17 protein-coding genes are annotated in these 19,884 nt (G+C 51.0%); 8 read left to right on the top strand and 9 right to left on the bottom strand.

The genetic code is table 11. The features are described 5' to 3' along the window. Positions 1–20: 20 nt before the first annotated feature. Entirely contained in the window at positions 21–950 is a 930-nt protein-coding gene (locus tag NYE54_RS11570) for an ABC transporter permease subunit (RefSeq protein WP_076321312.1), read from the bottom strand. A gap of 314 nt (positions 951–1,264) precedes the next feature. On the opposite strand from NYE54_RS11570, the gene NYE54_RS11565 reads away from it, so the two are divergent. Both NYE54_RS11565 and NYE54_RS11560 read left to right on the top strand, forming a co-directional pair. Further along, on the top strand, positions 1,265–3,001 hold the full coding sequence (locus NYE54_RS11565) for a histidine kinase (protein WP_339272055.1): 1,737 nt from the start codon (positions 1,265–1,267) through the stop codon (positions 2,999–3,001). Then, positions 2,998–4,620, top strand: coding sequence for a response regulator (locus NYE54_RS11560; RefSeq protein ID WP_339272054.1), 1,623 nt, complete (start codon positions 2,998–3,000; stop codon positions 4,618–4,620). Before NYE54_RS11565 ends, NYE54_RS11560 begins: the two co-directional genes overlap by 4 nt. A 136-nt stretch (positions 4,621–4,756) precedes the next feature. Here the strand turns inward: NYE54_RS11560 and NYE54_RS11555 are convergent, their stop codons facing one another. The 7 genes from NYE54_RS11555 to NYE54_RS11525 form a co-directional block, all read right to left on the bottom strand. Next, on the bottom strand, positions 4,757–5,833 hold the full coding sequence (locus tag NYE54_RS11555; protein ID WP_339272053.1) for a Gfo/Idh/MocA family oxidoreductase: 1,077 nt from the start codon (positions 5,831–5,833) through the stop codon (positions 4,757–4,759). Positions 5,834–6,054: 221 nt separating this feature from the next. Next, positions 6,055–6,972, bottom strand: a complete 918-nt coding sequence (rbsB, locus tag NYE54_RS11550; protein WP_339272052.1) for a ribose ABC transporter substrate-binding protein RbsB — start codon at positions 6,970–6,972, stop codon at positions 6,055–6,057. Positions 6,973–6,987: 15 nt separating this feature from the next. After that, a complete protein-coding gene (gene rbsC / locus NYE54_RS11545; protein WP_076320794.1) occupies positions 6,988–7,956 on the bottom strand; it encodes a ribose ABC transporter permease RbsC in 969 nt (322 codons plus the stop codon). A gap of 1 nt (position 7,957) precedes the next feature. Beyond that, complete coding sequence (locus NYE54_RS11540) at positions 7,958–9,439, bottom strand: sugar ABC transporter ATP-binding protein (RefSeq protein ID WP_339272051.1); 1,482 nt, start codon at positions 9,437–9,439, stop codon at positions 7,958–7,960. 15 nt (positions 9,440–9,454) lie between these two features. Beyond that, the gene (gene rbsD, locus NYE54_RS11535; RefSeq protein WP_339272050.1) at positions 9,455–9,853 is read right to left on the bottom strand and encodes a D-ribose pyranase; all 399 of its coding nucleotides are present in this window, start codon (positions 9,851–9,853) and stop codon (positions 9,455–9,457) included. 2 nt (positions 9,854–9,855) lie between these two features. After that, on the bottom strand, positions 9,856–10,734 hold the full coding sequence (gene rbsK / locus NYE54_RS11530) for a ribokinase (RefSeq protein ID WP_339272049.1): 879 nt from the start codon (positions 10,732–10,734) through the stop codon (positions 9,856–9,858). Continuing rightward, positions 10,734–11,717, bottom strand: a complete 984-nt coding sequence (locus NYE54_RS11525) for a LacI family DNA-binding transcriptional regulator (RefSeq protein ID WP_339272048.1) — start codon at positions 11,715–11,717, stop codon at positions 10,734–10,736. The genes rbsK and NYE54_RS11525 overlap by 1 nt, the downstream gene beginning before the upstream one ends. A 235-nt stretch (positions 11,718–11,952) precedes the next feature. Between NYE54_RS11525 and NYE54_RS11520 the strand changes: the two genes are divergently transcribed. The 5 genes from NYE54_RS11520 to NYE54_RS11500 all read left to right on the top strand — a co-directional run bounded on the left by NYE54_RS11520 (position 11,953) and on the right by NYE54_RS11500 (position 17,675). Continuing rightward, on the top strand, positions 11,953–12,933 hold the full coding sequence (locus NYE54_RS11520; RefSeq protein WP_339272047.1) for a sugar ABC transporter permease: 981 nt from the start codon (positions 11,953–11,955) through the stop codon (positions 12,931–12,933). Further along, positions 12,930–13,754: a carbohydrate ABC transporter permease gene (locus NYE54_RS11515; RefSeq protein ID WP_339272046.1), complete on the top strand. Its 825-nt coding sequence runs from the start codon at positions 12,930–12,932 to the stop codon at positions 13,752–13,754. The genes NYE54_RS11520 and NYE54_RS11515 overlap by 4 nt, the downstream gene beginning before the upstream one ends. 125 nt (positions 13,755–13,879) lie before the next feature. After that, on the top strand, positions 13,880–15,241 hold the full coding sequence (locus NYE54_RS11510; RefSeq protein WP_339272045.1) for an ABC transporter substrate-binding protein: 1,362 nt from the start codon (positions 13,880–13,882) through the stop codon (positions 15,239–15,241). 239 nt (positions 15,242–15,480) lie between these two features. Further along, positions 15,481–16,389, top strand: coding sequence for an arginase (rocF, locus tag NYE54_RS11505; RefSeq protein ID WP_076320786.1), 909 nt, complete (start codon positions 15,481–15,483; stop codon positions 16,387–16,389). A gap of 95 nt (positions 16,390–16,484) precedes the next feature. Next, a complete protein-coding gene (locus NYE54_RS11500) occupies positions 16,485–17,675 on the top strand; it encodes an ornithine--oxo-acid transaminase (protein WP_076320785.1) in 1,191 nt (396 codons plus the stop codon). 170 nt (positions 17,676–17,845) lie between these two features. Here NYE54_RS11500 and NYE54_RS11495 read toward each other — a convergent pair whose 3' ends face one another. After that, positions 17,846–18,811 (bottom strand): bile acid:sodium symporter, encoded by a 966-nt coding sequence (locus tag NYE54_RS11495; protein WP_339272044.1) that lies wholly within the window; start codon positions 18,809–18,811, stop codon positions 17,846–17,848. A gap of 135 nt (positions 18,812–18,946) precedes the next feature. Between NYE54_RS11495 and NYE54_RS11490 the strand changes: the two genes are divergently transcribed. Beyond that, the gene (locus NYE54_RS11490; protein ID WP_339272043.1) at positions 18,947–19,855 is read left to right on the top strand and encodes a TIGR01777 family oxidoreductase; all 909 of its coding nucleotides are present in this window, start codon (positions 18,947–18,949) and stop codon (positions 19,853–19,855) included. Positions 19,856–19,884 lie beyond the last annotated feature (29 nt).

The following is a 19,884-nucleotide window of genomic DNA, read 5'->3' as shown; positions in this document are numbered from 1 at the left end:
AGAACCCTTCCTCTCTTGCGTTACCACAAACTGTTTTCGCTGTATTTTTTCGAAATCTGGTTAACCAGAATCAACAGAACAAAATTAATGACCGTATTAAACAGATTGATCGCCGACGAGAAGCTGTATTGGCTGCTCAGCATGCCGATTTTGTACACATACGTGGAGATGACCTCGCTGGAGGTAATATTGAGACTGTTTTGCATGAGATAAACCTTCTCGAAGCCGACACCAAGCAAGCTGCCGATCCGCAAAATGAGCAGGGTCACAACCGTTGGCATCAGCATCGGGATATCGATAAACCGGATTTTCTGCCATCGGCTTGCCCCGTCCATCGTGGCCGCTTCGTACAAGCTGGGGCTCACCGCAGATAACGCCGCGATATAGATGATGCTGTCCCATCCCGTATGCTGCCACACGTCCGACCATACGTACACGCTGCTGAACAAGCCAGCCGATCCCATCAGGTTCGGCGCTTCCGCACCGAATAGACGAAATATATTCCCGATCAGCCCCGACCCCGGGGAGAACAGAATCAGCATGAGTCCAACCATCACGACCGTGGAGATAAAATGCGGCATATAGGTTACGGTCTGGAAGAAGCGCTTGAACCAATTCTGGCGCATTTGATTGACCATCAAGGCAAGCATGATCGGAATAGGGAACGTCGCAACGCTGTATAAGCTGATCACAAGCGTGTTGGTGATCGTTGTCGAGAATTGATAGGAGTTAAAAAACTTCTCAAAATACTTTAGACCCGCCCATGGACTCTCCATAATCCCGAGAGCGGGACTATAGTCCTTGAATGCGATCAAGATCCCGTACATCGGTACGTAAGAAAACAACAAAACCAGCACAACCGCAGGCAGCAGCAGCAGATACAGGCCCCAATTCTTTTTGATGCGCCCGAGGGTTGGGTGTGTTGTTCTATTCAGTTGGCCTGCTTTCAAATCGATTCCCCTTTCTGTTCGCGTCGTCGTGGATCCGGCATGTCGCGTAAGCAACTCAAGTATACTTCCACCCGGAATCGTTTTTTGGACCTCATCATGCGTTATTCGGACCTTCGCCTTGTCCCCCTTCAAGAAATCCTCGATTTCCATATACAAGCATGCTAATATCCGGACTTTACGATGTGGTATCCGGACTTTATGGAAGATGCCCGAGCGTTCGCTCCTGATTTTTTCGTCTTTTCCATTTATAATGACAGTACCACTATTAAAACGCTTTCATTATTTGGCGAATTGAAAGGAATCACGGCAGCTCAATGGTTAAAGCACTGAATAACAAACCCTATCCCATCCGTCACTATGTGAAAATCATGCTCTTTATCTCAATCTTTGCCCTCGTGGTGGATCTCGTGATTAGTTTCGCTTCCATCTTCATCGTGAAGCAGCAATCGACCCGATATTTGCAGGATACAGCGAATCTGTACATCAGGCAGATCAATCATGACTTCTCCTACATCAACCACTATATGGGCTGGACGCTGGCGAATGATGAGAGCGTTAAGATCATGGATACCCCCGGCACCGATTACGTGGACTACATCAAGTCGAGCGAAAGAGTGCATAAACGATTTAATGAGCTTCAAAAAAACTACGGCCAAGAATACAACTTCTTTTTCTATTTAAAAGAACAGGATTTTTTTCAGAACTATGCACCCATGTCCCTGTCGTATACAGAGTTCCTGGAACTCAAGGAGCAAATCGTCTCCCTCACGGATTCCAAAAACGTATACGAAACGTTCTACTCCAACTGGAATCCAATCCTTGTTCAAGACACGAATTACATCATCAACATCGTTCCTTACCACAACCGGTATCTGATCTGTCTCATCTCCGCAGACGATCTGATCCGACCACTCCAACAACTGGATTTGGGTGAGGATGGTTACGTGTCTCTGGTGGATGATCAAGGGGCAGCTCTTTCGAGCGCCAGTGTCGGCGAGCTGGGAGCCATGGTCGAAGCTGCCAAAGCTTCCCCTTTTAGCCTGTCACAGCCGCGGACTACGGTCACGGAGGGATTCTCGAACGCTTCCTTCAACGTGCAACTGGTCATCCAATTCGGCGTATTTGAGACGATCATGATCGCCCAGCTCCTCATTATGCTGCTGTTTGTTATACTCACGTGTACGCTCAGCCTGGTGATGCTGTATTTCAAGAAGAAAGTGTTAAAGCCGATTCAGAATTTCTCGGAAAACGTAAGGCGCATCCATGAGGATAGCGAAAATCTGGATTTCATGAGCAGCGAGATCATCGAGCTTGAGCAGGTCAACTCCCAATTCAAACATCTGATCGAACAGATCAAGAAGTTTAAAATCGATATTTATGAGCAGCAGCTGGATAAACAGAGAATCCAGCTGGATTATATGAAGCTGCAGATCAACCCCCATTTTTTCCTGAACTGCTTGACGAACATCTACAGCATGGCGCAAATGCAGATGTTTAAGGAAATCGAATATATGTCGCTGTCCACGTCCAAATACTTTCGCTACATCTTTCAAAGCGGCGATAACCTCGTGCGGCTTGAGGACGAAATCGAGCATGTCCGGATTTACCTGGAGATTCAGAAGCACCGCTATCGCGATGCCTTTTCTTATCGTATCGATGTTGAAGAGGAGCTTACCGGTCTCACCATTCCGCCCCTCGTGCTCCAGACCTTTATCGAAAACGCGGTAAAATACGCCGTATCCCGTGATCATGAGCTGCAAATCCGATTGTCCGTTAGTCTACGGATGGAGGGTGATAAACCTTCTATGGTCATCCGGATATCCGATACCGGGCCCGGGTTTCCCGCAGAAGTATTGGATAAGCTGACAACCGGCAAAGCGCTCGATCAAAGCGAAGGGAAGCACATCGGAATTATGAACACCCTTCAACGGCTCGAGCTGCTCTATCATCGCCGGGCGCATGTGGAATTTTCGAACCCGGAAGAGGGCGGCGCTAGCGTCACATTAACGCTTCCACAACCCGTGCAGGAATGGAGAGGAGAAATTCAATGAACGTATTGCTGGTTGATGATGATTATTTTGTCGTGGCCGCGCTGGAGAAGAAGATTGATTGGAAGACACTCTCGATCGAACAGGTCTATACCGCTTACAGCGTTGCGCAGGCAAGGGATATACTGCAGCAGCATTCGGTCCAGATCCTCATCTGCGATATCGAAATGCCGCAGGGCAGCGGACTCGAGCTTCTCGCCTGGATACGCGAGGAACAATACGGCATTCAAACGATATTTCTGACGAATTACGCTGATTTCAACTATGCGCAGAAAGCCATTGAGCTGCAAAGCTTTGACTATTTCCTGAAACCGATTGAATTCGATAAGCTTAGCCTTATCATCTCCAAGGCCGTCTATAAAGCAAAGGAACAGCAAAGCGATCAGGAAGCGATACAGGACGGGCAGCTGTGGAAAAAAAATCAAAAAAAGCTCCAGGAGCATTTTTGGAGCAAGCTGATAAAGGAACGGAAAGCTTCTTCGGACCGGGCCTCCATCGCAGGATATATCGCGGAACAGAAACTCTCCTATGAGATGTCGGATCTATTTCTTCCTGTGCTCATCACCATTTTTCCGCATGATCAAAGTTTGGGTAAAGAAGACAAAGACCTGTTTGACTATGCGTTTCTCAACGTGCTGTCCGAATTGTTCCAGGACCCGCTCTTCACGGTTGAAGCCGCTATGGAATATAAGGATTACAATTGGATGGTCATGCTGAAATGGAATCTTCCTCCGGATTCCAGCGTCATGGAAAACATCTGCACGTCATTTATTGAAAAAGCCAATCAATTTCTCCGAAGCGATGCTTCCTGCAGCGTATCGATTTCGGTGGTATTGGAGGAGATCAACAAGTCCATTCGGATGCTGCTGCAAATGAATGAGGATATGATTAAAAAGCGGAATCAGATTGTTTTTCTGGAACACCATTCCCTGCAAGAAGCCACGTACACCCCTCCCCCGCTGCAAGACTGGGAAGTCCTTCTCAGCGGGAACAATCCGGCTGGGTTTCTGGAAGAAACCCGCAAATACTTGCACAACCTGGCCAAGAATGGCGTCTACAACACCTCGGTGCTGCGTTTATTCCGCTTGGATATCGTACAGCTGGTATATTCCTATCTGAAGGGCAAAGAGATCCAGGCTCATAAGCTGTATACCGGCAAAACCAATGACCAGCTGTTCCTGCAATCCTTGAACTCAATTGAAGATATGGAGAAATATACGAAATATCTCGTCAGCACGGCAGCAGAATATCATGCCTACGCGGACCACTCGCATACCGTGGTGGAGGAGATCAAGCAATATATTCATTGCCATTACGGGGATGAGCTGACGCGAACAAGCCTCGCGGAAATCGTCTATCTCAACCCGGATTATTTGGCCCGCGTGTTCAAGAAAGAAACGGGCGTCTCTTTGGGTACTTACATCATTCAGTCCCGCATCAAGGCGGCCAAGCATCTGCTGGAGACGACTCCCTTGTCGGTATACCAGATTGCGGCTAAGGTGGGGTACGCCAACTATTCCTATTTCTCAAAGCTGTTCAAGCAGGATACGGGCTGGTCACCCAGTGACTATAGACGGGTGCTGCAAGCCGGGAGCAGCGGAAAGATCGATCATGCGAAATAACATTACACTTTCGGCTTGGCATCGCGAATGAGCTGACAGCAACCACAACATGAAGAAAAAGTACCGCAGCCTCAAGCTTATGCTTGGCAGCCGCGGTACTTTTTCTATGATCATAATGAGTGCTAGTCTGTATAGATTACGCAGGGTAAATATCAAAATCCTTCAGCGTTTCTCCTGTTCTGGCCGATTCAAATACTGCCTCGATCAGATTCAGGACACGCAGTACTTCCTCGTTCTTCACAATCGGTTCTGCTTCGCCTTGGATCACGGCCGCAAAGTTATCGAAGAAGCTGCTGGATTGACGGTATGGCTCCGGCAGAGCTCCCGTAATGGTAGCTTCTTCGGAAGGAGGGGCCATCGTTTTGGTCAAGCCTACCCCGGCTTGAATCGGCTTCGGCTCCACCTTCACGGCATCCTGGTTCCGGGTAACGACTCTTCCGTTTAACGACCAATCCTCAATAATGCCGGTTCCCTCGGTTCCTTTAACATACCATCGCGGCAGCGTAATGAAATTCGTTGTTCCAACTTCAATCAGTACGGATACGCCGTTCTCGAATTCGATGATCGATTCAAAGCCGTCATCCACCTCATCGCCGAGAATAAAGCTTAAGCGGCTGCTTAGGCTGGTAATCCGGCTGTCCACCATGAACAGGATCTGGTCCAGCAAATGAACGCCCCAGTCCAGCAGCATGCCGCCGCCGTGCACTTCCAGGTGGCGCCAGTCGCCCGGTATGCCGTTCGCCCCGTGAACCCTGGATTCGATGCGGAACAGATCGCCAATCGTCTTCTCGTTGTACATTTGCTTAATGGTCAGGAAATCCTCGTCCCAGCGGCGGTTTTGGTGAACCATCAGCACCCGGCCAGCTGCATCAGCCGCAGACACCATTTCTTTGAAGTCACTAACGGACAATGTTACCGGCTTCTCACAGATGACATGTTTGCCGGCTTTAAACGCCTGAAGCGCCAGTTCCTTGTGCACGTCATTAGGCGTAGCGATAAGCACCACGTCAACCGCAGCATCGTTTAGTACCTGTTCATAACTCTCGTAGGCAGCATACCCGTCTTGTTGGGATACTTCCCGGCGTTCTTTCAAAATATCGTAGATTCCCGTAACCTCAAGAAATGCATTGTCCTTAATCAGCTTGGCATGGTAGCTGCCCATTCCGCCATAACCTACGATCACAATCGCATGTTTTCTTTTCTCCATCGTCATAATTACATAGCTCCTTTATCACATCTAAGAAGTAAACGCATACACTTCCATTATAATATAATATGCGAAATAACTGTCCTCTTTTAACGATATTGTATTCCCGCTATTATCGCAAGGCTGTGAGTTACTTCGCATCCTGTAAGAAATGGTCAATATATTTCCCAAAAAAAAGCGTTACCCTGCTTCTATCGCAAAAGGTAACGCTTCTAAATCATACTGGATTACTCCTTCACCACCAATTTCAGAGGTGCAGCGATATTCTCTTCCACCTCTTTGCCCTGGAGCACGTCCTTGGCTGCGCCGACGGCAAGCTGACCGATCAGCTCCGGCTGCTGGGCTACGGTAGCCGTCAGGTTGCCGGCTTCGATGGACTTCAGCGCATCGTCGTTACCGTCAAAGCCGATGACCATAATGTCTTTGCCCGAGCTTTGGATCGCTTCGATTGCGCCCAAGGCCATTTCGTCATTGTGGGCAAAAATCGCTTTGGCGTCCGGGTTGCCCTGCAGCAGATTTTCCGTCACGGTCAGACCCTTCGTCCGGTCAAAATCCGCTGCCTGCTTCGCCACCACGTTCAGCTGCTTATCTGCGATATCATGGAATCCCTTGCCGCGTTCGCGGGTCGCGGAAGCACCCGGAACCCCTTCGAGCTCGATGACCTTCGTATCTTTGCCCAGCTGATCCACGATATACTCGGCTGCCATCTGACCGCCTTTGATGTTATCGGAGGCAACCAGCGCAGCGACTTCGCCCTGATCCGCCGAACGGTCAAGTGTAATGACCGGAATACCCAAGCTATTCGCCGTTTGCACCACAGTGGAAATTGCGGACGAATCTGTCGGGTTAATCAGCAGTACATTGACGCCCTGCTGAATCAGATCATCAACGTCGTTGCTCTGCTTGGCCGAGTCGTTCTGTGCGTCTACGACAACGACCTCCATCCCTTGTTTGGTCGCTTCGGCAACGACGCCATCCTTCAGGGATACAAAGAACGGGTTATTCAAGGTCGAGATGGAAAGACCGATTTTGATGTCTTTGACATCTCCGCCAGCCTTGGGCTTCGCCCATTCCGGCGGCTCCAGAGAACAGCCTGTTATGAAGATCAACATAAGTGATACGAGCAGCAAAGTTGTTTTTTTCATCGTTCATTCTCCCCCTTAAGCCGATTTTCTACGGTCGAGCAGTACGGCAATCGCAATCACGACGCCTTTGACAACCATCTGATAGAAAGAGTTCACACCGAGCAGGTTGAGCCCGTTATTCAGTATGCCAATGATCAGCACACCGATTAACGTACCGACGATCCGGCCGCGACCACCGGTCAGACTTGTACCGCCAAGAACAACGGCTGCGATGGCATCCAATTCATAGGACGTCCCTGCAGTCGGCTGTGCGGAATTCAAACGGGAGGTCAGAATCGCGCCTGCAAGCGCGGACAGCATCCCTGCCAGGGAATAGATCATAATCTTGACTCGTGGTACTTTAATACCGGATACAAGCGATGCTTTTTCGTTACCGCCGATGGCATATGTCTTGCGGCCAAATGACGTTTTATGCAGGATGACCCATAGCACGGCAAACGTGATGATCATCGTAATAGCAGGCACCGGAATACCAAGCAGGTATCCGCGACCGAACAATTGGAATGCAAGGCTGTCGCCAAGACCCGTAATCGGGTTACCGTTCGTATAGACGAGCGTAAGTCCTCGGAATATCGTCATGGTGGCCAAGGTGGCAATAAACGGCGCCATTTTCCCCTTGGTAATCATGAGACCATTGATCATCCCCATGACACCGCCAAGCGCAACGCCGATGATGATCGATAGGATCGGGTCAAACCCGGCCACCATCATATTGGCGACAAATGCGCTGGAGAGCGCGAGAATCGAACCAACCGACAGGTCAATACCGCCTGTCAGAATAACAAACGTCATACCGAATGCAATCAATGCATTAATCGATACCTGACGCAGCAGGTTCAGAATGTTAAGCGGTTCCAAGAAACTTGGATTCAGGACGGATACGATAACGATTAGAATGATCAGTCCGAGCAGCGGACCGAGCTTTTGCGTCAAACCTGATACCTTAAACCCTTTTTCCGCCTTGGCATCGTTAATAGTTGTCATATTACTGACCTCCTGTAGCTAGAGTCATGATATGTTCCTGCGTGGCTTGTTCACGGTCCAATTCACCGGAAATCCTGCCTTCGTGAACAACGAGAATCCGATCGCTCATTCCGAGCACCTCCGGCAGCTCCGACGACACCATCAGAATCGCCACGCCGCGTTCGGTCAGTTCATTCATCAGCTGATAAATTTCCCGCTTCGCACCAACGTCCACGCCGCGTGTCGGCTCATCCAGGATGAGCACGCTCGGCCCAATTCCGATCCACTTGGCAATAACGACCTTCTGCTGGTTACCACCCGACAGATTGCGTGCCAGCGTCTCGGATGTATGCGTCTTGATCTGCAGTCGCTTCGTCAAGGTGTCCACGAAATCCTGCTCCTTCTTCCCGGAAATGAACCCTTTGGAAGAGAAGCTGAACAGATTGGGCAGTGCCATATTTTCACGGACTGAGAAATCCAGGACCAACCCTTCATCCTTGCGGTCCTCTGTTATGAATCCAATGCCGTGTTTCACGGCGTCATCCGGCTTCTTGATCGAAACTTTCTTTCCGCGTACCCAGATTTCGCCGCTATCCAGCGGGTCCAATCCGAAGATCGCTCTCATCATCTCGGTGCGCCCTGCCCCCATCAGGCCGGATACGCCAACAATCTCGCCGGCACGAACCGTGAAGCTTACATTCTCGAACCGGCCTTTACTGCTAATATTCTTCACTTCCAGCACGGGCTTACCCGGAGATGGATGACGTGCCGGATATCGCTCGGTCAGCTCCCGGCCGACCATCTTTTTGACGACTTCATCAAAATTCGTGTCCGGAATGGATTTGGTATCGACGGATTTACCATCTCGCATGACCGTAATCCGGTCGCAGATCGTAAAGATCTCCTCCATCCGGTGGGAAATGTAAACGACGGATACGCCTTGTTTTTTCAATGAACGGATGACATCAAACAGCTTCTCAATTTCCCTTTCGGTGAGCGCCGCCGTCGGTTCATCCATAATGATGACTTTCGCTTTTGTCATAAGCGCTTTGGCGATCTCAATCATCTGCTGCTGGCCGACGGAGCATTCTCCTGCCTCCTGCGATAATGGTATCGTCACCGCTAATTTGCTGAACTGTTCCTTCGCAAGCGCCTTCATTTGTTTCATATTGAGGAAACCGAGGCCGGACGTCATCTCCTTGCCGATAAACAAGTTATCCAGAACCGTCATCTCCGGCCAGATGTTAAGCTCCTGATGGATGAAGGCAACGCCTCTCTCTTCCGCTTCCTTCGGATTAGCAAAATAGGTTTCCTTACCGTCGATGACAATCTTGCCTTCATCCCGGCTGTGAAGACCGGTTAATATATTCATCAGCGTCGATTTACCTGCGCCGTTCTCTCCCATCAGGGCATGGACCTCTCCTTCCCGGAGATCAAAGTCCACGCCTGCCAGCACCCGGTTCGTGCCAAAAGATTTTTGGATATTCGTCATCTCAATGTTCATGGTGCTTCCTCCTTTTTAACCGAAATGAACACCGGCCTGCAAAATGCAGTTCGCATAGGGCTTGGCTTCGCCTGTACGGATAACCGCCTTAGCGTTTCGAGTCCGTGCCTTGAACTGCTCGTGTGAGCAAGCCTCGATCTCGCAATCCTGAAAATTTTCCTGTATATAATGCAGTGTTTCCTTATTATCAAGCTTCATTTCTTCAGCGATGACGATCTTTTCGATTACCATATCGTCAGCGATCGCCTCTACCACCTCGGTAAAACTTGGTGTCCCCAGCGTTAGCGCCAAATCAATCTTGGGAACTCCGGGAGGAACCGGAAGGCCCACGTCGCCAACAACGATGGTATCGGTGTGTCCCAGATCTGCCAGCACTTTCGCGATGTGACTGTTCAGCATTCCGTTCTTCTTCATATTCAAAGACTCCCTTCCACTTCGAGGCGCGACGGCATTCCTCCCTGCGCTCCGAACTTCATGACCGATAAGGAAGCTGCGCGGTTCGCAAATCTCAAGCTGTCGGCCATGCTCATGCCTTCGGACAGAGCCACGGCAAAGGCACCGTTGAATGTATCGCCCGCTCCCGTTGTATCCACGGCTTCAACCTTGTAGCCGGGAACCACAACCTCTTCATTGCCGTCAAAATAACGAACTCCCCGCTTGCCTTCCGTCACGATCAGTTTGTTCGGATAACGGCGCAGCACGTCGCCTAATGGCTCATCTCCGAACAGAATAGCCGCTTCATGTTCGTTCGGCGTCATGTAAGCCGCCCGTTCAATAACAACGCTCGGCACCGGGCGGGCCGGAGCCGGATTCAACATCAACGGCACCTGATATCTTGCGCATAATTCACTGACATGCACCACCGTTTCCTCCGGAATCTCCTGCTGAATCAACACGATATCCGCAGCCTGGATAACCTCCGCTGCCTGATCAACATAATCCGGGGTGATCCGATCGTTGGCAGCCTTAACCACCACGATGCTGTTGTCTCCCTCTGCCAATATGATGTGTGCGGTTCCGCTTTCAATATCTGTAACCGGTTCCACATACTCCGTAATAACACCGTTCGCCTGCAAATTGCTCAAAATCGTTTCGCCGAAGGAATCTTCACCTACACAGCCAATCATCGTTACCTCTGCACCCAGTCTCGCCGCCGCGACGGCCTGGTTGGCTCCCTTCCCTCCGGGTACCGTCTTAAAGCTGTCGCCTAGCACCGTCTCTCCAGCGCCGGGGCGCTTGGTGGAGGTGACCACCAAGTCCATCGACGCGCTTCCGATTACCACGATCTTCGCCATTATGATTCCACCTTTCTTGTTGTCTGCCGCTCAATAAATTCTACCGAGAATTCGATACTGCTTCTCTCGATGTGCTGCCCTTCAATAAGTCCGATAAGCAATCTGGCCGCTTCCCGGCCCATTTCATATGCCGGCTGATGAATCGTGGACAGGGGCGGGGCCAGCAGTCGGCTGAGCAGAATATCGTCAAATCCTATAATCTGTACGTCTTCCGGCACCCTTTTCCCCAGCCGATGCGCTTCCTTGACTACGGCGGATGCCATAATATCGTTACTGGCAATGACGCCGTCCGTGTCCGGATGCTCAATGAACACTTGCTGGGCGAATTCTTCCACGTCGGTTAAAGAAAACGATGTCGTCTTCAGCACTTGATACGCAGCCGCCTGTTTTTCCAGAACCTCAACAGCGCCTTCAAAACGCTCCTGGGCAGGACGGACATCCGCCGGGCCTTGAATCACGGTTATAGCTTTACTGCCTCGCCTAACCATCTCCTGTGCCGCAATCCTACCTCCCTGCCGACCATCCGCAAATACGGAAGGTCGATCCGATGAGGTTCGATCCAGAAATACAACCGGGATCTTGAGCCCTGCATATATGTCGGCATCCGGATCATTGGTCGATGATATGACACCAACCACATTATTTTGGACAAAGGTTTGGATGTACTCCATTTCCTTCTTCTTGCTCTCGTCGCTGTTCCCGAATATCAACCGATAATCATTTTCCTGCATCTCATCCTCAACTCCGCGGGCAAGCTGCGGGAAATAAGGGTTCATAATATCCGGAAGCAAAAGTCCTATCAATTTGGATTTTCTTTTATATAAAGAACGTGCTACTTCATTCGGCGTATAATTCAGCTCGCGAATGCTTTGTTCTACCTTGGACCTGGTGTCCTCATGCACGTAACCGTTTCCATTTAAAACCCGTGAAACCGTGGCCACGGACACGCCAGCCCGGTTTGCCACATCCTTGATCGTTGCCATTACCGTCATCACCTCATTCATGTGTAACCGGTTACAGCTATAACATATCACATTTTTTTTTAACCTGCAAGCTTTTGAGGATTGGAATATTTTTGTACCGGGTATTGGCAAACCCACCTTCAGTAATAACATGGCCAGCAATAAATTACGGTATTCTTACAAAAACCTTTACTGGAGTTTACATCCGGCTCCTATACTCAATACCTGTAAGGCCAAGCAGGAAAGTGAGGTAAACATGATTATGGAAAAAGAATTTATGCTTCCCTCTCCGGGTCATTCTCTGACGCCGCCGGTTAGCGAAGCTGGGCCTTCGACAGCCGCAAAACCGATCTCTATCAAGAAAACAAGACGCAGGGAAATCATGCTCGCTTATGCATGTCTAGCACCATCGCTGCTCATTTTCGGTCTATTTCTGTTCTATCCGCTGCTCAAATCCGTCTATCTGAGCTTGTTCCTGACCGATCCTCAAGGCCGGGTAGCCGAATTCGTAGGGTTCGATAATTTCAAGGAGATACTGGCCTCCGAGATGTTTTATACCAGCTTCGGCAACACACTGCTGTTTATCGTACTGACGGTCCCGACCGGCATGGCAGCCGCCATACTGCTCGCAGCCCTGACGCATAATAAACTGAAAGGCATGAAAATATTCCGTTTTATATTCTCGCTGCCCATGGCCGTGTCCGTCGGTACCGGCTCGATGATCTGGATGATCCTCTACCATCCGACTATGGGCATGCTGAATTATTTCCTGTCGCAACTCGGCACGCAGCCCATCCAATGGCTGACCGATCCGAAATGGGCCATGATCTCCGTTGCCATCATGACGGTCTGGATGAATCTTGGGTTTAATTACATCCTGATGCTGAGCGGCATGCAGGGCGTATCCGAGGATATCTATGACAGTACCAAGATTGACGGTTCCGGTCCGTTAAGAACCTTCTTCCGGATTACGATGCCGCTGATCTCCCCTACGTTATTCTTCACATCCGTCGTGTCAGTGATTGGCGCCTTCCAAGCGTTTGGACAGATCAACATCCTGACCAAGGGCGGTCCGATGAACAGCACCAACGTCATCGTGTTCAATATCTATCAGGATGCATTCGTCAACTTCCGCTTCGGCATCGGCAGTGCGCAAGCGCTCATCCTGTTTGCGATCATTCTGCTGCTGACCGTCTTTCAATTTAAATTCGTGGAGAAGAAGGTGCATTACCAATGAACATGCGTCTCATGCCCAAAAGCTTCATCTACTTCGCGCTGCTTCTCTGTTCGCTGGTCGTTGCCTTTCCGCTTCTATACACCTTGTCGACATCGCTTATGAGCGAGGCTGAATCGGCCGTTTATCCGCCGCCTCTGCTTCCGGAAGCCATCAATCTGTCCAATTTCGCCAAGGTGATCGATACGATCCCTGTCCTTACCTTTATCGGGAACAGCCTGGTCGTCTCCATTGCCATCATGGTCGGGCAGATCGTGACCGCAAGCCTGGCGGCATACGCCTTTGCCTTCCTCCGGTTCCCGGGTAAAACGCTGCTGTTCAGCCTCTTTCTCGCCACCATGATGATCCCGTGGGAAGTGATCATGATCCCGAACTATCTGACGGTCAAAAGCTTGAATTGGCTCGATACCTACCAGGGGCTTATCGTTCCATTCCTGGCAACCGCCTTCGGAACCTTCCTGCTCAGACAAGCCTTTTTGCAGCTGCCGAAGGAGCTGTTTGAAGCGGCCCGGGTGGACGGCTGCGGCCATGTCCGGATTTTTCTGAGCATGGTGGTGCCGTTATCCGTACCTGGAATTGCCACGCTGGGCGTGTACTCGTTCCTGAACAATTGGAACATGTACCTGTGGCCGCTCTTGACCACCAACCGCGTTGAAATGCGTACCGTTCAGATCGGGATTGGCATGCTGCAGTTCGAAGAGATGAATTCGTGGAATTTGATTCTATCCGGCGTACTCCTTCTGCTGCTTCCTTCCCTGCTGCTGCTTGCGCTCGGTTTGAAGCCGCTTGTCCGCGGCATCACGGCAGGTGCGTTGAAGGGCTAATCGCTATATTAATTCGGACTATAATGAATCAGCCTTGCGTGCCGGTTATCGATAAGAAACGGGCCGCGCAATTTCTGATAGATCAAACCATACTTTATTTTCAAAAAGGGAGAGATTAACCGATCATGAAACGTTTTGGTAAAAGGTCCTTCGCGCTGCTCCTGCTTTCCTGCTTCATGCTGATCAGCGCCGCTTGCAGCAATACGCCAGCCGCTGGAGAAACGACCGTTGCTGCCGGCAGCGAGCCAGCCAAAGATCCTGTTAAGGTTGTGTGGTGGCATTCCATGAGCGGGGAGCTCGGGACTGTCGCGGACAAGCTGATCTCCGATTTTAATGCGGCCCACAAGGATATTCAGGTTGAGGGCGTGTTTCAAGGAACGTATGATGAAAGCTTGAACAAGCTGAAGGCCTCCTTGGGATCAAAGAGCGGTCCAAGCATGATCCAGGTGTACGAAATCGGCAGTCGTTTCATGATGGATACCAAGGCCATCCGTCCGGTTCAGGACTTCATGGATGCTGAAGCATACGACATTTCCTCCTTGGAACCGAATATCAAAAATTACTATACATTCGACAACAAATTGTACTCCATGCCGTTTAACTCCTCCAACCCGATTCTGTATTACAACAAGGACGCTTTTAAAGCGGCGGGTCTCGACCCGGAAAACCCTCCCAAAACCTACGAAGAGGTAGCGGAAGCGGCAAAAGCGCTGACAAAAGGCGGCCAAACCGGAGCATCCTTCGCCATCTATGGCTGGCTCATGGAACAATTCCTTGCGAATCAAGGCGTTGAGCTGCTGAACAACGGCAATGGCCGCACTTCCCCGGCAACCGCTTCGCAGGTCAACAACGGCGCTGCCGTGAAGACGCTGGAATGGTGGAAGCAAATGCTGGACGATAAGGTGCTCCTGAACCTGGGACGTAAAACGGATGACACCAAAAAAGCATTTGCAGCAGGTCAAATTGCCATGACGCTGGACTCGACGGCTTCCCTCCGCGGAATCGTCAGCGCAGCGGAAGGCAAATTCGAAGTCGGTACGGCGTTCCTGCCCAAACCGGCTGACGGCGGCGAAGGCGGCGTTATTATCGGCGGTGCAAGCCTGTGGCTGATGAACAACAAATCGGAAGAAGAGCAGCAGGCAGCCTGGGAATTCATGAAATATTTGGCCGAGCCGCAAACGCAAGCCTACTGGCATGTCAACACAGGTTACTTCCCGGTAACAACTAAAGCTTACGAAGAGACCCTGGTAAAGGAAAACCTGGAGAAATATCCGCAATTCCAGACGGCCGTGGATCAATTGCATCAAACGACGGCCAACCTGGCAACGCAAGGCGCTGTCATGGGCGTGTTCCCTGAAGCCCGCCAGCTGACGGAAACGGCCATCGAGGAAGTGCTAAACGGTCAAAAAACGGCGCAGGAAGCACTGGACAAAGCCGCTCAGGAGATCAGCTCCAAGATCGAGACCTATAATAAAACGGTGAAATAAACGTCGATCGACGTACTTTCTCGGAAGACAGACCTCATATACTGTCCTATATGAACGAATTGCAACCCTTGATACAGGATCATAAGGCCCTCCGCGGTGCCCTATGAATCATGCATCAGGGGTATTTTTCTGATGGCAGCTTCACCTCAACTTTCCATATTGGATCAGCTTGTATAGGGGTTTGCCCAAGTCACTTAGCCGGGCTCCTGAATACACTGATACAAAGTGGAGGTGAGCCTATGATGAGAAATCTTCCGTCCACCGTAACCATCGTCCCGGTGCCGTTTGACCGGGGTGCTACCCGCCGCGGCGCAAGCCAGGGACCGAATGCGATTTTCGGAGCCGGCTTGAAACGAAAGCTTGACATGCTCGGTGTATCCTACCAGGTCGATGACCTTGCTGGACTCCCCGAACACAAGGATGAAACGCACGATCCTCAATTAAAACATCTGAAAGAAGTCATAACGATTAACGAGCAGCTCGCAGCTCATGTGTCTGCCCTGGCACAATCGGGCGTCTTCCCGCTTGTCCTTGGCGGTGACCATAGCATTGCAATCGGCACGCTAGCCGGGCTTACCCGGCACTATCAAAGCCTGGGCGTCATCTGGATTGATGCTCACTCCGATCTCAATACGCCGGATACAACTCCAAGCGGCAATATCCACGGCATGTCGCTGGCTGTCAGCTTGGGAAGAGGCGATGCACGGCTAACATCGATCGGCGGCGTAAAATCAACGATCAAGCCGGAGCATGTAGTGCTCATTGGCGCTCGTTCCCTCGATCAGGGCGAACGGGATTTCATCCGTCGGGAAGGCATTACCTGCTTCACGATGCAGGACATCGACCGCATGGGCATGTTCCGGGTCATGAAGGAGGCTATCCGAATAGCGTCAACGGGCACGGATGGCGTTCACCTCTCCTTCGATATCGATAGTGTCGATCCGAAAATCGCACCTGGAACGGGAACGCCGGTTCAGGGCGGACTCAGTTACCGGGAAGCGCATCTGGCCATGGAGATGCTGTCGGAATCCGCTATTCTGACCTCGGCTGAATTCGTGGAGAACAACCCGCTGCTGGACCGCGGACAGACAACGTCCCGGCTGCTTGTCGGCTTAATCGGCTCCATGCTGGGCGAAAGCATCTTGTGACGCGTCCTCATACTTGATTATGAGAGGCTTTTTTGGCGCGGTATCCGGTGCCAGCCGCCGGTTAGGTTTCTTAAGACTCCCAAGGAGGTTACACTATGGACCCTTCAAACCCACATATCGAGAAAGCCGAAAGGTACGGTGCGAGAAACTACCACCCGCTACCCATTGTCATTGCCAAAGCTGCAGGCATCCATGTGACGGATTCGGACGGCAAGCGGTACATCGATATGTTAAGCGCCTACTCAGCGCTGAATGCAGGTCATTGTCATCCCCGAATAATCGGCGCTTTAAAGGAACAAGCAGATAAGGTGACACTGACTTCGCGCGCATTCCATCATGATCAACTGGGCGAGTTTTACGAGAAGCTGTCTGCTTTCACCCACAAAGACATGATTCTTCCCATGAATACGGGGGCCGAGGCTGTTGAGACGGCACTCAAGGCAGCACGCCGCTATGCTTACCGGAAGAAAGGCATACCGGCCAATCAGGCCGAAATCATCGTCTGCGAAGGTAATTTCCACGGCCGCACCATCACCGTCACTTCCTTCTCCTCATCCAGCGAATATCGGGAAGACTTCGGCCCTTTCACGCCGGGCTTCAAAGTCATCCCCTATGGCGACCTGGAAGCGCTGAAGCAGGCCATCTCACCGAATACGGCCGCCTTTCTTGTAGAGCCGATCCAGGGAGAATCCGGCATCATTATCCCTCCTGACGGATACCTTAGCGGCGCAATGGAGCTGTGCAAGCAGCATCGCGTTCTTCTGCTCGCGGACGAAATCCAGACCGGCTTCGGCAGGACAGGAAAACGTTTTGCCTGCGACTGGGAGGATGTCATGCCGGATATGTACATCCTCGGAAAAGCGCTGGGCGGCGGTGTTTTCCCAGTCTCTGCCGTGGCGGCGGACGCCGATATTCTCGGTGTATTCGAGCCGGGGTCCCACGGCTCCACCTTCGGCGGGAATCCCCTCGGCTGCGCGGTAGCCATCGCTTCCATGGATGTATTCCTGGAGGAAGGGCTGGAAGGCAGCTCCAAGGAGCTCGGCGACTATTTTCTTCAGCAGCTTCGATCCATCCGGCATCGCGATATTCAGGAGGTGCGCGGCAGGGGCCTATTCATCGGCATGGAACTGAAGGTTCCAGCCAGAACCTACTGCGAGACACTAAAGGATCTCGGTTTGCTCTGCAAAGAAACCCATGAATCCATTATCCGCTTCGCCCCTCCGCTCATCATCACCAAAGCGGAACTGGACCAGGCCATTGGGATTGTAAGGCAAGCGTTTGCGTGACGATCCGAAACAGACTTGCAATTGCATAAAAAAACAGTTTGTTCACCCCCTGGCTCAAATAACAACGGGTGCGGCAAACTGTTTTTCTGGTTCCTCTCTCACTCAAGCTTTGCAGCTTATCCTGATACTGCGATTCACCGAGCCACTTTCCTGATAGGGTCTGAGCACAGTTATTTAATCGACTTCACTTTCATTCTTCTTGATAGAAGCAGCAGCTGAGAGACAACAGCAAGCACGGGCAGTTCGATCAACGGGCCGATGACCAAGGCTAGAGCAATCACGGGTTGTTCCGGAAAGGCCGTCACGGCGATCGCGAGAGCTACCGGGGAGTTCCGGGCAATGATCGTTAAATGGAGGCTGACCGAATCCTCGTAAGAGAAACGCAGCATTCTGCCCACTACGCTGCCCAGCGTGTAATTCATCATAAAATAAATCAAGATCGGAACAATGAGAATATAAATCATGTCCATATGATTCAATAAGTATGACCCTTGTGACGCAAACATCGCGACAATGGCAAGACATAGAAAGACAATCTGTGCCCGGCCAAAAAATGGCAGCACCTTGTGCTCCAGCGCCTCTTTCTTCGCTCTCAGCAAGAAACGGGTGAGATGTGCAAGAGTGAACGGAACTACAAGCACAAGCAGCACGCTTTCGATCAATGTTTCCAGCGATATCGTTTCGATCGTACCGGAGAACAAGAGCAAATATAGCGGAAGCAGCAGCACCTGGAGGATCAGATTAATGGGCAGCACCGATGTTGACAAGGGCACGTTCCCCTTGGCAATCGAGGTAAACACCAAATACCAGTCGGTACATGGGGTCACCATCAACATAATGAATCCGATCCAAAGCGCCGGGTGATCCGACAGAAAAACAGCGCCGAGTCCCCAAGCAAGCAGCGGCGTCCAGATAAAATTAATGGCGGTGCTCGCCCCCAGAAACTTAATGTTCTTGAACGCCTCTCTTAACTGCTGCAGCGGTATCGTCAAGAACAATCCATACAACATCAGCAGCAAAAAAGGAACGATCCCGTAGTCTGCATATTCCGAAACAACCGGAAACTGCCCCAATAACAGCCCGATTGCCACCGCACCCATGATGATCAAAGTTTGAAGTTTCTCTATAAGTCCCATCCCGCACCCCTTACCATTTAAATCATGGACAAAATGAAGTAATGACCGAAAAATCATATAACGGAATCATACCGCATTTTTTGTATAATGGATTGTATAATGTTCAGGACAAATTAAAAGTATAAGGAGGTTCATATGAGAATAGCCATTTGCGGAGGCACCGGTTTCATTGGGCAGGCATTGTGTTCGCGTTGGCAGCGCGATGGACATGACGTTATCATCGTCACAAGATCGAAGCCGGAAGTTCCTCCCAATCGCCAACAAGACGGGCCTATATCCTATCTGACCTGGGATGAGATGAAGTCCCATCCCGAGCGGTTTGAGGATTTGGATGCCATCGTTAACCTAGCTGGCTCTTCCCTTAGTCAGCGCTGGACGCAAGCAGGCAAGCAGAGAATCCTTCAGTCAAGACAACGAACCGTCTCCTCCGTAGCCGAACTGATGGACCGCCTGGAGCATAAACCTCCGGTCGTAGTTCAAGCTTCGGCGATGGCCATTTACGGCACATCCGAGTTTGAAACATTTGATGAGGAAAGTCCTGCCACGGTTATGGATTTCCCGTCCGAGGTTGTGTTGCAATGGGAGCAAGCGGCCGACCGCATCCCGGTTGACCGGTTAATTAAGCTGCGCATCAGCGTTGTTCTGGGAGGTAAAGGCGGAGCCCTTCCCAAAATGCTGCTGCCCTATAAACTAGGCGTAGGCGGCAAGATCGGCAGCGGCAAACAATGGCTCTCCTGGATACATATCGACGATATCGTGGAACTCATCGATTATTGCATCCTGCACGAGGACATATCCGGAGTCGTGAATGCGGCTTCCCCGCATGCGGTCACGAACGATGAATTCGGCAGGAGCATCGCCAAGGTCTATCACCGTCCGCACTGGCTCCCCCTGCCTGCTTTCATGCTCCAAGCCATCCTGGGCGAAATGTCGCTCATTCTGCTAAAGGGCCAGCGTATCCTGCCGGCTAAGGCCCAACGTCACGGCTTCCAGTTTCGCTATCCGGAAGTGACGGACGCACTGAAGCAGATCAAAGAAAGCTGAACTGTACGGCCACATGCATAGAAAAACAA

The organism is Paenibacillus sp. FSL K6-1330 (assembly GCF_037976825.1).
Lineage (GTDB): Bacteria > Bacillota > Bacilli > Paenibacillales > Paenibacillaceae > Paenibacillus_AQ.
Note: the sequence above shows the minus strand (reverse complement) of the source record. Positions and strands in the feature narration are given on the sequence as shown.

What these genes read in the sequence shown, in the direction of transcription:
- NYE54_RS11565 (WP_339272055.1), top strand. Translation starts at nt 1,265, where the DNA reads ATGGTTAAAGCACTGAATAACAAACCCTATCCCATCCGTCACTATGTG.
- NYE54_RS11560 (WP_339272054.1), top strand. Translation starts at nt 2,998, where the DNA reads ATGAACGTATTGCTGGTTGATGATGATTATTTTGTCGTGGCCGCGCTG.
- NYE54_RS11555 (WP_339272053.1), bottom strand. Translation starts at nt 5,833, where the DNA reads ATGACGATGGAGAAAAGAAAACATGCGATTGTGATCGTAGGTTATGGC.
- rbsB (WP_339272052.1), bottom strand. Translation starts at nt 6,972, where the DNA reads ATGAAAAAAACAACTTTGCTGCTCGTATCACTTATGTTGATCTTCATA.
- rbsC (WP_076320794.1), bottom strand. Translation starts at nt 7,956, where the DNA reads ATGACAACTATTAACGATGCCAAGGCGGAAAAAGGGTTTAAGGTATCA.
- NYE54_RS11540 (WP_339272051.1), bottom strand. Translation starts at nt 9,439, where the DNA reads ATGAACATTGAGATGACGAATATCCAAAAATCTTTTGGCACGAACCGG.
- rbsD (WP_339272050.1), bottom strand. Translation starts at nt 9,853, where the DNA reads ATGAAGAAGAACGGAATGCTGAACAGTCACATCGCGAAAGTGCTGGCA.
- rbsK (WP_339272049.1), bottom strand. Translation starts at nt 10,734, where the DNA reads ATGGCGAAGATCGTGGTAATCGGAAGCGCGTCGATGGACTTGGTGGTC.
- NYE54_RS11525 (WP_339272048.1), bottom strand. Translation starts at nt 11,717, where the DNA reads ATGGCAACGATCAAGGATGTGGCAAACCGGGCTGGCGTGTCCGTGGCC.
- NYE54_RS11520 (WP_339272047.1), top strand. Translation starts at nt 11,953, where the DNA reads ATGATTATGGAAAAAGAATTTATGCTTCCCTCTCCGGGTCATTCTCTG.
- NYE54_RS11515 (WP_339272046.1), top strand. Translation starts at nt 12,930, where the DNA reads ATGAACATGCGTCTCATGCCCAAAAGCTTCATCTACTTCGCGCTGCTT.
- NYE54_RS11510 (WP_339272045.1), top strand. Translation starts at nt 13,880, where the DNA reads ATGAAACGTTTTGGTAAAAGGTCCTTCGCGCTGCTCCTGCTTTCCTGC.
- rocF (WP_076320786.1), top strand. Translation starts at nt 15,481, where the DNA reads ATGATGAGAAATCTTCCGTCCACCGTAACCATCGTCCCGGTGCCGTTT.
- NYE54_RS11500 (WP_076320785.1), top strand. Translation starts at nt 16,485, where the DNA reads ATGGACCCTTCAAACCCACATATCGAGAAAGCCGAAAGGTACGGTGCG.
- NYE54_RS11495 (WP_339272044.1), bottom strand. Translation starts at nt 18,811, where the DNA reads ATGGGACTTATAGAGAAACTTCAAACTTTGATCATCATGGGTGCGGTG.
- NYE54_RS11490 (WP_339272043.1), top strand. Translation starts at nt 18,947, where the DNA reads ATGAGAATAGCCATTTGCGGAGGCACCGGTTTCATTGGGCAGGCATTG.